The 13,048-nt window shown below is 63.6% G+C and carries 9 protein-coding genes; 4 read left to right on the plus strand and 5 right to left on the minus strand.

All coding sequences use genetic code 11. The annotated features are described in order from the left end of the window. Positions 1 to 25: 25 nt before the first annotated feature. The gene (locus tag BN2476_RS10525; protein ID WP_087734096.1) at positions 26 to 4,159 is read right to left on the minus strand and encodes a DUF3683 domain-containing protein; all 4,134 of its coding nucleotides are present in this window, start codon (positions 4,157 to 4,159) and stop codon (positions 26 to 28) included. Between the two features lie 426 nt (positions 4,160 to 4,585). Between BN2476_RS10525 and ilvA the strand changes: the two genes are divergently transcribed. The 3 genes from ilvA to queF are packed head-to-tail and all read left to right on the plus strand — an operon-like array spanning position 4,586 to position 8,027. Then, positions 4,586 to 6,286: a threonine ammonia-lyase, biosynthetic gene (gene ilvA / locus BN2476_RS10530; RefSeq protein ID WP_438942871.1), complete on the plus strand. Its 1,701-nt coding sequence runs from the start codon at positions 4,586 to 4,588 to the stop codon at positions 6,284 to 6,286. Positions 6,287 to 6,303: 17 nt separating this feature from the next. Continuing rightward, entirely contained in the window at positions 6,304 to 7,206 is a 903-nt protein-coding gene (locus tag BN2476_RS10535; protein WP_087734098.1) for a 5'-nucleotidase, read from the plus strand. Beyond that, positions 7,203 to 8,027: an NADPH-dependent 7-cyano-7-deazaguanine reductase QueF gene (gene queF, locus BN2476_RS10540; RefSeq protein ID WP_087734099.1), complete on the plus strand. Its 825-nt coding sequence runs from the start codon at positions 7,203 to 7,205 to the stop codon at positions 8,025 to 8,027. Before BN2476_RS10535 ends, queF begins: the two co-directional genes overlap by 4 nt. Positions 8,028 to 8,211: 184 nt before the next feature. Here the strand turns inward: queF and BN2476_RS10545 are convergent, their stop codons facing one another. The 3 genes from BN2476_RS10545 to BN2476_RS10555 are packed head-to-tail and all read right to left on the minus strand — an operon-like array spanning position 8,212 to position 11,038. After that, positions 8,212 to 8,598 (minus strand): RidA family protein, encoded by a 387-nt coding sequence (locus tag BN2476_RS10545; protein WP_087734100.1) that lies wholly within the window; start codon positions 8,596 to 8,598, stop codon positions 8,212 to 8,214. A 58-nt stretch (positions 8,599 to 8,656) separates the two neighbouring features. After that, positions 8,657 to 10,144 carry an N-acyl-D-amino-acid deacylase family protein gene (locus BN2476_RS10550; RefSeq protein ID WP_087734101.1) on the minus strand — a complete coding sequence of 496 codons (1,488 nt, stop codon included), beginning with the start codon at positions 10,142 to 10,144 and terminating at the stop codon, positions 8,657 to 8,659. 3 nt (positions 10,145 to 10,147) lie between these two features. Then, positions 10,148 to 11,038, minus strand: a complete 891-nt coding sequence (locus BN2476_RS10555; RefSeq protein ID WP_087734102.1) for a MurR/RpiR family transcriptional regulator — start codon at positions 11,036 to 11,038, stop codon at positions 10,148 to 10,150. 141 nt (positions 11,039 to 11,179) lie between these two features. On the opposite strand from BN2476_RS10555, the gene BN2476_RS10560 reads away from it, so the two are divergent. Further along, positions 11,180 to 12,457: an amino acid deaminase gene (locus BN2476_RS10560; RefSeq protein WP_087734313.1), complete on the plus strand. Its 1,278-nt coding sequence runs from the start codon at positions 11,180 to 11,182 to the stop codon at positions 12,455 to 12,457. Between the two features lie 97 nt (positions 12,458 to 12,554). Here the strand turns inward: BN2476_RS10560 and BN2476_RS10565 are convergent, their stop codons facing one another. Continuing rightward, on the minus strand, positions 12,555 to 13,025 hold the full coding sequence (locus BN2476_RS10565) for a MarR family winged helix-turn-helix transcriptional regulator (protein ID WP_087734103.1): 471 nt from the start codon (positions 13,023 to 13,025) through the stop codon (positions 12,555 to 12,557). Between the last annotated feature and the right edge of the window lie 23 nt (positions 13,026 to 13,048).

A 13,048-nucleotide genomic window follows, 5' to 3' on the forward strand; every position in this document is an offset into this window, starting at 1 on the left:
TCGAGCGAAACGCCATATCGTGCCATTAGACCAGCACGCGCTCGATTCCGCCATTGTTCGCGCGCTGGACGTAGTCGGCCATCCAGTTCTCGCCGAGCACATGCCGCGCGATTTCGACGACGATGTAGTCCGCTTCGATGTTCGCGTCCTCGTTGTAGCGCGACAGCCCTTGCAGGCACGACGGGCAGCTCGTCAGGATCTTGACGTCCGCTGCGCCGTTCGCTCCCGCTGCGCCGTTCGCTCCCGCTGCGCCGTTCGGCTGCGGACCGTCACCTGCCTTCAGCACCGAGCCCGGCTGAGCACCCGCCGCGCCCGCTGCCGCGTTCGCCATGTTGATCGCGTTCGCGCCCGCGTCGGCCACGACGGGAATGCCGCGCAGCTTCGCCGCGCCCTTGCGGATTTCCTCTTCCTTGCGGAAGCGCACCTGCGTCGAAATATCCGGACGCGTGACGGCCAGCGTGCCCGACTCGCCACAGCAGCGATCGTTCTTCTCGATCCGGTAGCCGTCGTTCTTCTCGGCACCCATCAGTTCGTTGACGAGCTTCACTGGGTCGATCGTCTTGATCGGCGTGTGGCAAGGGTCGTGGTACATGTAGCGCGTGCCCTTCACGCCATCGAGCTTGATGCCCTTCTCCAGCAGGAATTCGTGGATGTCGATGATCCGGCAGCCCGGGAAGATCTTGTCGAATTCATAGCCCGCGAGCTGGTCGTAGCACGTGCCGCACGACACCACCACCGTCTTGATGTCGAGATAGTTCAGCGTGTTCGCGACACGGTGGAACAGCACGCGATTGTCCGTGACGATCTGCTCGGCCTTGTCGTACTGCCCCGAGCCGCGCTGCGGATAGCCGCAGCACAGATAGCCCGGCGGCAGCACCGTCTGCACCCCCGCTTCCCACAACATCGCCTGGGTTGCGAGACCGACCTGCGAGAACAGGCGTTCCGAGCCGCAGCCGGGGAAGTAGAACACCGCTTCCGAATCGACGGACGTCGTCTTCGGGTTGCGGATGATCGGGACGATCTTGTTGTCCTCGATATCGAGCAGCGCGCGCGCCGTCTTCTTCGGCAGGTTGCCCGGCATCTTCTTGTTGACGAAGTGGATCACCTGCTCCACCACCGGCGGCTTGCCCGTCGTCGCGGGCGGATGGGCCGTCTGCTTCTTGACGATCTTCTTCAGCACTTCGTTGCCGAGGCGCTGCGCCTTGTAGCCGACGCCCATCATCGCGGTGCGCGCGAGATTGATGGTCTGCGGATTGGTCGCGTTCAGGAAGAACATGCCCGCCGCGTTGCCCGCGTTGAACTTCTTCTTGCCCATCTTGCGCAGCAGGTTGCGCATGTTCATCGACACGTCGCCGAAGTCGATCTTCACCGGGCACGGCGTCACGCACTTGTGGCAGACCGTGCAGTGATCGGCGACGTCGTTGAACTCGTCCCAATGCTTGATCGACACGCCGCGGCGCGTCTGCTCTTCATACAGGAACGCTTCGACCAGCAGCGACGTCGCGAGAATCTTGTTGCGCGGGCTGTAAAGCAGGTTCGCGCGCGGCACGTGCGTCGCGCAGACGGGCTTGCACTTGCCGCAGCGCAGGCAGTCCTTCACGGAATCGGCGATGGCGCCGATATCGGACTGCTGCATGATCAGCGACTCGTAGCCCATCAGCCCGAACGACGGCGTGTACGCGTTGCGCAGGTCCGCGCCGTCGAGCAGCTTGCCCTTGTTGAAGCGCCCTTGCGGATCGACGCGCTGCTTGTACGCGCGGAATTCGCCGATCTCGTCTTCCGTCAGGAATTCGAGCTTCGTGATGCCGATGCCGTGCTCGCCCGAGATCACGCCATCGAGCGAACGCGCGAGCTTCATGATGCGCGCGACCGCCGTATGCGCGTCCTGCAGCATCTCGTAGTTGTCGGAGTTGACGGGGATATTCGTGTGCACGTTGCCGTCGCCCGCGTGCATATGCAGCGCGACGAACACGCGGCCGCGCAACACCTGCTTGTGAATCGCCTGCGCTTCGTCGAGGATCGGCTTGAACTCGCCGCCGTTGAAGATCTGCCGCAGTTCCGCGCGGATCTCCTGCTTCCACGACACGCGCACCGTGCGGTCCTGGACGATATGGAACACGTTCGCGTCGGGTTGATCGTCGACGCGGTCCGCGAATTTCTCCGCAAGACCCGCATAGCCGAGCTGCACCAGATAGTGCTGCGCCTCGCGCAACGACAGATCGAGCTTGTCGCGCAGGAACTCCCAGCGCTTCTTCACGTGGCCGAGCAGTTCCAGCGCCTGCTGCACGCGGTCTTCGAGCAGTTCGGCGCTCGGAATTTCGTTCGCATCGTCGGTCTTGCCGAGGGGCAGCTTGCCGCTCCGGAAGAACACTTCGAGCGCGTCGACCAGTTGCAGCTTGTTCTTGATCGACAGCTCGATGTTGATGCGCTCTATGCCATCCGTGTACTCGCCCATCCGGTTGAGCGGAATCACGACGTCTTCGTTGATCTTGAACGCGTTGGTGTGCTTCGCGATCGCGGCCGTGCGGCTGCGGTCGAGCCAGAAGCGCTTGCGCGCCTCGGCGCTCACGGCGACGAAGCCTTCGCCGCTCTTGCCGTTGGCCATGCGGATCACTTCGGACGTCGCGGTAGCAACGGCATCGGCGTCGTTGCCGACGATATCGCCGATCAGGACCATCTTCGGAAACGCGTTGCGCTTGCTCTTCGTCGCGTAGCCGACGGCGCGCAGATAACGTTCGTCGAGGTGCTCGAGGCCCGCGAGAATCGCGCCGCCCTGCTTCGACGTTTCGAACAGATAGTCCTTGATTTCGACGATGCTCGGAATCGCCTCGCGCGCCTGGCCGAAGAACTCCAGACAGACGGTGCGCGTATGCGCGGGCATCTTGTGCAGCACCCAGCGCGCGGACGTGATCAGGCCGTCGCAGCCTTCCTTCTGGATGCCCGGCAGACCAGCGAGGAATTTATCGGTGACGTCCTTGCCGAGCCCTTCCTTGCGAAAGCGCCGGCCTTCGATTTCCAGCAGCTCCGTGCGCAAGAGCTTTTCGCCCGGCGCGTGCTCGCCGTCGAACCACTTCAGTTCGAAGCGCGCAACGGGAATGTCGTGAATCTTGCCGAGGTTGTGATCGAGACGCGTGACTTCGAGCCAGTTCCCTTCCGGGTCGACCATGCGCCACCACGCGAGATTGTCGAGCGCGGTGCCCCACAGCACGGCCTTCTTGCCGCCCGCGTTCATCGCGACGTTGCCGCCGATGCACGAAGCGTCGAGAGAAGTCGGATCGACGGCGAATACATAGCCCGCCTGCTCGGCCGCTTCCGTCACGCGACGCGTGACGACGCCCGCGCCGGAGAAGATCGTCGGCACCTTGTGCGCGACACCGGGCATTTCCGTCAGTTCGACGGCGCCGAGCTGTTCGAGCTTCTCGGTGTTGACGACAGCGGAGAACGGCGTGAGCGGCACCGCGCCGCCCGTGTAGCCCGTGCCGCCGCCACGCGGAATCACCGTCAGGCCGAGTTCGAAGCACGCCTTGATGAGGCCGGCGATTTCGGCTTCCGTATCCGGCGTCAGGACGACGAACGGATATTCGACGCGCCAGTCCGTCGCGTCCGTCACATGCGAGACGCGCGAGAGGCCATCGAAGCGGATGTTGTCCTTCTGCGTCTGGCGTCCCAGCACCTTCGTTGCGCGGCGGCGCAGGTCGGCCATCTTGTCGAACTCGCCTGCGAAGGCATCGACGGCGCGGCGCGCGGCGGCGACCAGCGTTTCGACGCGCGCGGCGCGACCGACGCCCGCTTCGTCGCCATGTTCGGTCAGGTCGGCGCGGCGGCGCTTCTCGATTTCAGTGAGACGGTGGTTCAGCGCCTCGATCAGCAGCGTGCGACGCTTCGGGTTGTCGAGCAGATCGTCCTGCAGATAAGGATTGCGGCGCACGACCCAGATGTCGCCGAGCACTTCGTACAGCATGCGCGCCGAGCGGCCCGTGCGGCGCTCCGCGCGCAGTTCGTCGAGCGCGGCCCAGGCTTCGTCGCCGAGCAGGCGAATGACGATTTCGCGGTCGGAGAACGACGTGTAGTTGTATGGGATTTCGCGCAGACGCGGTTCGGTATCGGCGACGACGTTAGCGGCGGCGCCGTGCGGATCGAAAACTTGAGGTGCGTTCATGTTTGGACGACTCGGTAGGTCAGCTACGCGCGCTCATCGAACATTCGGCGAAGAGGCGTGCTGACGGTGCGCGTGGGGCGCAATGCTGGAAATCTTTCTATTGTGCGAAGCCTCGACCGGCGGCCTGTGCCCGGGATCGCCGGGGACATGGCGAGAACGTAGATGGCCGGTCGCGTCGCGGCGCTCAGATATAGCTACACGATCGTGCATGCCGCACGTGCCGCTGCGCCGCGGGGCGAGCCTCACGCGGGACGGGCATCAAATGGGCGATCCGAGGCTGCCAATGCATCATCTGATCCTTTTCCAAAACAAGATTCTACCGCATCATCCGCGCGCGCGTTGACGCCAGGATGTCCGCGCGACAAGCCTTTGCGCGTTGGCTTGCCAGAATTCGCCGCAAAACCGCCAGCCGGCGACGCACCCGGAATGCATCGTCGCCCGCATCAGGCGGCCCGTGATTTTCCGACCGTCCGGTCGGCTGGCCGGCAGCATCAATACGGCGAAAGCCCACGGCCGAATGCCCGATCAGATGCGTCGGGGCGGGCCGTTGGCGCTATCATTGATCTTTTCCCGTCCCATAAAAGCGCATCGCGCGTGACCCGCATGGCTTCCCACGACTATCTGAAGAAAATCCTCACCGCCCGCGTCTACGACGTCGCGCGTGAGACCGAACTCGAACATGCGCGGAATCTGTCCGCACGGTTGCGCAACCCGATTTACCTGAAGCGCGAAGACAATCAGCCTGTCTTCTCGTTCAAGCTGCGCGGCGCGTACAACAAGATGGCGCACATTCCCGCCGACGCCCTCGCGCGCGGCGTGATCACGGCTTCTGCGGGCAACCATGCGCAGGGCGTCGCGCTGTCGGCGGCCCGCATGGGCGTGAAGGCGATCATCGTCGTGCCCGTGACGACGCCGCAAGTGAAGGTCGATGCCGTGCGCGCGCACGGCGGACCGACCGTCGAGGTCGTGCAGGCGGGCGAATCGTATAGCGATGCCTACGCGCACGCAGTGAAGCTGCAGGAACAGCACGGCCTGACGCTCGTGCATCCGTTCGACGATCCGTACGTGATCGCCGGCCAGGGCACGGTCGCGATGGAAATCCTGAGCCAGCATCAGGCGCCGATTCACGCGATCTTCGTTCCCATCGGCGGCGGCGGTCTCGCGGCGGGCATCGCGGCGTATGTGAAATCGGTGCGCCCGGAGATCAAGGTGATCGGCGTGCAGACCGACGACTCGTGCGCGATGGCGCAATCGCTGAAGGCGGGCAAGCGCGTGACGCTGAACGAAGTCGGCCTGTTCTCGGACGGCACGGCCGTGAAGCTCGTCGGCGAAGAGACGTTCCGCCTGTGCCAGGAATATCTCGACGATGTGCTGACGGTGAACACCGACGCGCTGTGCGCCGCGATCAAGGACGTCTTCCAGGACACGCGCAGCGTGCTGGAGCCAGCGGGCTCGCTCGCAGTCGCGGGCGCGAAGCAGTATGCGGAGCGCGAAGGCATCGAGAACCAGACGCTGATCGCCGTCACGTCCGGCGCGAACATGAACTTCGACCGCATGCGCTTCGTCGCGGAACGCGCGGAAGTGGGCGAGGCGCGCGAAGCCGTGTTCGCCGTGACGATTCCGGAAGAGCGCGGCAGCTTCAAGCGCTTCTGCGAACTGGTGGGCACGCGCAGCGTCACCGAATTCAACTACCGAATTGCGGACGCGAAGTCCGCCCATATCTTCGTCGGCGTGCAGATCCGTAACCGCAGCGAGTCGGCGCAGATCGCGGGCGCGTTCGAGGAGCACGGCTTCGCGACCGTCGATCTGACGGGCGACGAACTGTCGAAGCAGCATATCCGCTACATGGTCGGCGGACGCTCGCCGCTCGCGCACGACGAGCGCCTGTTCCGCTTCGAATTCCCCGAGCGGCCGGGCGCACTGATGAAGTTCCTGTCGTCGATGGCGCCGAACTGGAACATCAGCCTCTTCCACTACCGGAACCAGGGCGCGGACTACAGTTCGATCCTCGTCGGCATTCAGGTGCCGTCGGCGGAAGACGCGGAATTCGCGCGCTTCCTCGCAACGCTCGGCTATCCGTACTGGGAAGAGACGTCGAACCCGGTGTATCGACTGTTCCTCGCCTGACGCATGTCCATTGACGCATGGCCTTTTCGCTGAACGACAAGCTGGTGGTGGCGATCTCCTCGCGCGCGCTGTTCGATTTCGAGGAAGAGAACCGCGTGTACGAGGAAGGCGATCTGCGCGCATACGAAGGGCTGCAGCGCGAACGGCTGAACGTGCCGGCCAAGCCCGGCGTCGCGTTCGGGCTGATTCGCAAGCTGCTCGCGCTGAATGCGGGCGCGCATCGCGTGGAAGTGGTGATACTGTCGCGCAGCGATCCCATCAGCGGCTTGCGCGCATTCAGTTCGTGCCGCGAGCATGGGCTTGCGATCGAACGCGGCGTGTTCACGCGCGGCCGCGCGCCGTTTGCGTATCTGAAGCCGCTGAATGCGTCGCTGTTTCTGTCCGCGAATCAGGACGACGTGCGCGATGCGCTCGCGGCAGGATTTCCCGCTGCGCGCGTTTTGCCCGAATCGGCGAAAATGGCGAGCAAGTACCCGGACGAAATCCGCATCGCGTTCGACGGTGATGCCGTGCTCTTTTCCGACGAAGCGGAGCGCGTGTTTCAGAGCGACGGCTTGCGGGCATTCGTCGGTCATGAGATCGACAACAAGGATTTGCCGCTCGCCGACGGACCGCTGAAGCCTTTGCTGCAAGCACTGCACCGCTTGCAGACGCTGGCCGACGAAGCAGCGCCGATGCACATTCGCACGGCACTCGTGACCGCGCGCTCGGCGCCCGCGCATGAGCGGGCGATCCGCACCTTGATGGCCTGGAACATTGAAATCGACGAAGCGATGTTTCTTGGCGGGCTCGACAAGAGCGCCTTTCTGCGCGAGTTCGAGCCGGACTTTTTCTTCGACGATCAAATTCGCCACTGCGAATCGGCCCGTGACGTGACAGCGATCGGGCATGTCGTGAGTGGCATCGTGAACGCATCATGACACCCGAACAATCCCCGCTGGGCAAACCGGCCACTTATACCGAACAGTACGACGCAACGCTGCTCTTTCCGATCGCGCGGAAAAATGCGCGCGACCAGATCGGCATCGGCGCGACCTTGCCTTTCTTCGGCACGGACATCTGGAACGCGTATGAGTTGTCGTGGCTCAACGCGCGCGGCAAGCCGCAGATCGCGATTGCGACTTTCTATATCCCGGCTGATTCGCCGAATATCGTCGAGTCGAAATCGTTCAAGCTGTATCTCGGGTCTTTTGCACAGACTTCATTCGATTCGATCGACGTCGTGCGCAATACGATCAAGCGCGATGTGTCCGCCGCGTGTGGCGCTTCCGTGTCGCTGCATCTCTATCCGCCCGCGGAGTTTTCGAAGCTCGGACTCGATGAGTTCGAAGGGACTTCGCTGGACCGGCTCGATCTCGATGCCGAGATTTATCGGCCGGATGCCGGCTTGCTGAAGGCCGCGCTGGATGAAGCACCTGTCGAGGAGACCTTGTTCTCCAATCTGCTGAAATCCAACTGCCCGGTGACGGGACAGCCCGATTGGGGCTCCGTGCAGATTCACTACGTCGGGCCGCAGATCGATCACGCTTCACTGCTTCGGTACATCATTTCTTATCGGAACCATACGGGGTTCCATGAACAGTGCGTCGAGAAGATTTTTACCGATGTACTGAAGGTTTGCCAGCCGGTGAAGCTGGCCGTGTACGCACGTTATACGCGGCGCGGCGGGCTCGACATCAATCCGTTCCGCACGAACTTCAATCTGCCGATGCCGGATAATCTGCGCACTGCGCGGCAGTGATTTTTTCTGTCCGCGACGCTGTTTGTTTTTTTGTAATTTCGTTGGCATCCGCGTTAGCGCCTCGCGGCGCGGGGGCAACGCCCGCGCCACGAGGCGCATCGCGGATGCCAGCGATAAGGGCAAAGCAAACCAACGCATCGCGGATGCCAACGAAAGGGCAAAGCGAACCAGCAGAAACCAAACCTCAAGCCGCAGGCTTCTTATAAGCAACGCAATCGACTTCGACCTTGCAGTCGATCACCATCGACGAAACGACACAAGCGCGCGCGGGCGGATTTGCACCGAAGTATTCCTTGAACACCTTGTTGAAGGAAGCAAAATCGCGCGGATCGTCGAGCCACACGCCACAACGCACGACGTGCTCCGGCCCGTATCCCGCCTCGGCCAGAATGGCGAGCACGTTCTGAATCGCCTTGCGCGATTGATCGACGATCCCGCCGTTGATCACTTCGCCGTTCTCCATCGGTGTCTGCCCCGACACGAACAGCCAGCCATCCGCTTCGACCGCACGCGCGAACGGCATCACCTGACCGCCCGTGCCCTTGCCACCTTCAACGCCATAACGCTTCATCGTTCAACTCCTGTCACGTAAGCGCGTTCGCACCCAATGCGAACGCATCAATCGAAATTCAAAATGCGTCGGACAACGCGGCACGCGATGCCGCCGTCGCTCCACGCGCGACGAACTTGCCCGCGCGCTCGCCCGTCGGCTTGCCATCGAGATACGACAGCACGCCATTCACCCACACCGCGTCGATACCATCGGCGGCCTGCTGCGGCTTGTCGAACGTCGCCGCGTCGCGCACGCGCGCCGGGTCGAACAGCACGAGATCGGCGTGATAGCCGATATGCACTTCACCGCGCTCCTTCAAGCCGAAGCGTCGCGCCGACAGGCTCGTCATCTTGCGGATCGCTTCTTCGAGCGGAATCAGCTGCTGGTCGCGCGCATAGTGTCCAAGCACGCGCGGAAACGCGCCCCACAGACGCGGATGCGGCAACGGATCGTTCGGCAAGCCATCGGAGCCGACCATCGTCGCCGGATGCGAGAGGATGCGCCGCACATCGTCCTCGGACATGTTGTGATACACGGCGCCCGCCGGCTGCAGGCGCTTCGCGGCTTCCTGCTGCGTCACGCCCCACTCGGCGGCGATGTCCTTCACCAGCTTGCCCGCCATCTCGGGGTGTGGCGTCGACCACGTGATCGTGATGTCGATATCGCCCGTCACCTGCTTGAGATCGAGCGTCGACGAACTGCGGTTGTACGGATAGCAGTCGCAGCCCACGGGATGCAGCCGGCGCGCGCCCTCGAGCGATCCGAGCACTTCGACGCTGCGCCCCCAGTTCGACGGCCCCGCGCACTTCAGATGCGAAATGACCACGGGCACGCGCGCGTGCTTGCCGATCCGATACGCCTCGTCCATCGCGTCGAGAATCGCGTCGAACTCGGTGCGCATGTGCGTCGTGTACAGCGCGCCCGACGCCGCGAGCGGCTCGGCGAGCGCCATCACTTCTTCAGTCGGCGCGGCGAATGCGGAGCCATACGCAAGCCCCGAGCTCAAGCCGAGCGCGCCGTTCGCCAGCGCCTCTTCGAGCTGCGCGCGCATGCCGTCGATTTCCTGCGGCGTCGCCGCGCGATCGAGCCGGTCCATGTGATTGTTGCGCAGCGCCGTGTGCCCGATCAGCGCGCTCACGTTCACCGATGGCTTCGCCGCATTCACCGCGTCGACATACGCGGTGAAGGTCGGATACTGGAACGCATCGCGCTCGCCGAGCAGGTTCATCGGATCGGGCGGATCGCCCTTCAGCGATACGGGCGACGCGCTGATCCCGCAGTTGCCGACGATGACCGTCGTCACGCCTTGTGTGATCTTCGGCAGCATTTGCGGCGAGCGGATCACATGCGTGTCGTCGTGCGTGTGCACGTCGATGAAGCCCGGCGCGAGCGCGCGGCCGTTCGCCTCGATCACTTCTTCGGCCAGCCAGTTCGACAGATTGCCGATCGCGACGATCTTCCCATTGCGTATCGCCACGTCGCGCTCGACAGGCGGCGCGCCCGTGCCATCGTACAGTTGCGCGCCGACGATCAGCGTATCGGCGGCTTCGGGGTGCGAATGCATGGATCAGTCTCCTAGCGGTTGTCGGTCGCCGCCGCCGCGATGCGCATCGAGAGCATGCTTCATGCGGCGCAGCAGTTCGCGGCTCTCGTCGCCCTGACTCAAGGCCAGTTCGGTGACGAGCACGTCGAGCGCCATCATCATCGCGTAGCGCGACGACGACGGCTTGTAGATGAAATCCGTTTCGAACGCGACGATGGGGATCAGCCAGTCGGCGAGCTTCGCGAGCGGCGACGCGGGCGCCGTCACCGTGACGAGCGTCGCGCCATAGCTGCGCGCGATGCGGCAACTGTCGACCATCTCCGGCACGCGGCCCGTCGTCGAAAGCGCGATCACGACGGTGTCGCGCGATACCGTCGACGCCACCATGCGTTGCAACAGGCCATCCTGATACGTCGCGACCGGCCGGCCCAGCCGCACGAGCCGAAAGCGCATTTCGTCGGCGAGCGCGGTCGAGCCGCCGCCCATGCCGAACACGTAGATCATCCGCGCTTCGCGCAATGCAGCAGCGGCTTGCGCAATGGGCGCCTGGCACAGCAGGTGATGGTTGTGTGCGAGCGCCGTCTGCAACTCGTCGAACACACGCGTTGCGAGCGGCTCGGGCGTGTCGGGCTGCGCGCCCGCCTGCAGGAAGCGCTGGCCGACAGCGGCCGCCTGCGCAAGCCGCAGCTTCAGTTCGCGCACGTCGCGGCAGCCGACCGCCTTCGCGAAACGCGTGACCGTCGCGACGCTCACTTCCGCCCGCTCGGCCAACGCGCCGATGCTGGCGCGCGATGCGCCCATCAGATCGTCGAGGATCAGTGCCGCCACCTTCCGCTCCGCCGAGCGCAACTCGGGCGCGCATTCGGCAATGCGCGCGACGATGTCGAAGGCAACGGGTTCGGCTGTGGAATTCATGGCTCGCGCGCACCACGCAGCGCCGGTAACATCGGTCGCCGGATGCGTGGTACTAAATAACATTTCATCAACCATCGTACTTTCGGTAACATGTGAAAGTCAACTTCGATTCGATTTAACTGGATGATGGAGCAGCGTGACATGAAAGTTACAAACTATCAGGGAGCGACAATCGATCCTTATAGCAAGGGCTTGGGCAACGTGCCTGGCACGAGTATCCAGCTTGCGGACGCAGCGCGTCTCGAATGGAATCTGCTCGACGAGGACGTGAGCCTGCCTGCCGCCGTCCTGTACGCGGACCGCATCGAGCACAACCTGAACTGGATGCAGAAGTTCGTCGCCGAATACGGCGTGAAGCTCGCGCCGCACGGCAAGACGACGATGGCGCCGCAACTGTTCCGTCGCCAGATCGAAACGGGCGCATGGGGCATCACGCTCGCGACCGCGCATCAGGTGCGCGCCGCGTATCACGGCGGCGTCTCGCGTGTGCTGATGGCGAACCAGCTGGTCGGCAAGCGCAATATGCTGATGATCGCAGAGCTGCTGAGCGATCCCGAGTTCGAGTTCTTCTGTCTCGTGGATTCCGTCGAAGGCGTCGAGCAGCTCGGCAAGTTCTTTGGCTCGGTGAGGAAGCAGTTGCAGGTGCTGGTGGAACTCGGCGTGCCGGGTGGCCGCACAGGCGTGCGCGACGAAGCGCAGACTAACGCCGTGCTCGACGCGATTGCGCGTTATCCGGATTCGCTGAAGCTCGCGGGCGTCGAACTCTACGAAGGCGTGCTGAAGGAAGAACAGGAAGTGCGCGACTTTCTGCGCAGCGCCGTCAGGCTCACGCTCGAACTGTCGGATCAGGGCCGCTTTGCGCGCACGCCCGCCGTTCTGTCGGGCGCGGGATCGGCATGGTACGACGTTGTCGCGGAAGAGTTCGCGAAGGCTTCGCGCAAGGACCGCATCGAGATCGTGCTGCGTCCGGGCTGCTATCTGACACACGACGTCGGCATCTATCGCAAGGCGCAGACGGACATCTTCAAGCGTAATCCCGTCGCGAAGCGCATGGGCGAAGGGCTGTTGCCCGCGCTGCATCTGTGGGCCTACGTGCAGTCAATTCCCGAACCGGACCGCGCGATCATCGGCCTCGGCAAGCGCGACTCGGCGTTCGACGCTGGCTATCCGGAGCCCGCGAAGCACTACCGTCCGGGCACGCAGGCGCCGCGCGATGTCGCCGCTGACGAGGGCTGGGAAATTTTCGGCATGATGGATCAGCACGCGTATCTGCGGATTCCCGCAGGCGCCGATCTCAAGGTCGGCGACATGATCGCGTTCGACATCTCGCATCCGTGCCTGACGTTCGACAAGTGGCGTCAGGTGCTCGTGCTCGATCCGTCGTATCGCGTGACGGAAGTGATCGAAACGTTCTTCTGATTTTTCTTCGATCGGTTGCTCAACCAGTGCTTCGATTGGAGCGGCGCTGCGCGACACTCGCTTCGTGTCGCGGCATGCGCTGCTCTCATTCAGTCGCTCAACGCCCTGCGGCCGTGGCTTCCGTGTCAGTCGACGCGGCCGTCACCACCTCCCCGATGCGCGCCTCGAGCATCGTCAGCGCGCTCCCCAATCCCGCCAGCACGTCGTCCGGCAAGGCGGCCATCGTGTCGTGCAGGAACGCATTGCGATCTGGCAGACTCGTTTCGATTGCGGCGCGGCCTTCACCCGTGAGCTTCACATTCGTGATGCGGTTATCGCGCTCGTCCATGCTGCGTGCGATCCAGCCCATTGCTTCCAGCGACTTCAGCTGACGCGTCAGCGCGCCCGGGTCGACGCGCAAGCGCTCGACCAGCTTCTTTTGCGACGATTCGCCCGCCTGTTCGTACAGCGCGAGCAGAATGCGCCAGCGCGGCAACGGATGGCCGACGCGCGTTTCGAACGCGGACATGAACGCACGATACGTGCGGCCGAACTGTTGAAGGATAGCGACGCGGTCCTGTTCTTCCATGATCTTTCTACGATTCTGAAGCC

Source organism: Paraburkholderia piptadeniae (genome assembly GCF_900007165.1).
GTDB lineage: Bacteria > Pseudomonadota > Gammaproteobacteria > Burkholderiales > Burkholderiaceae > Paraburkholderia > Paraburkholderia piptadeniae.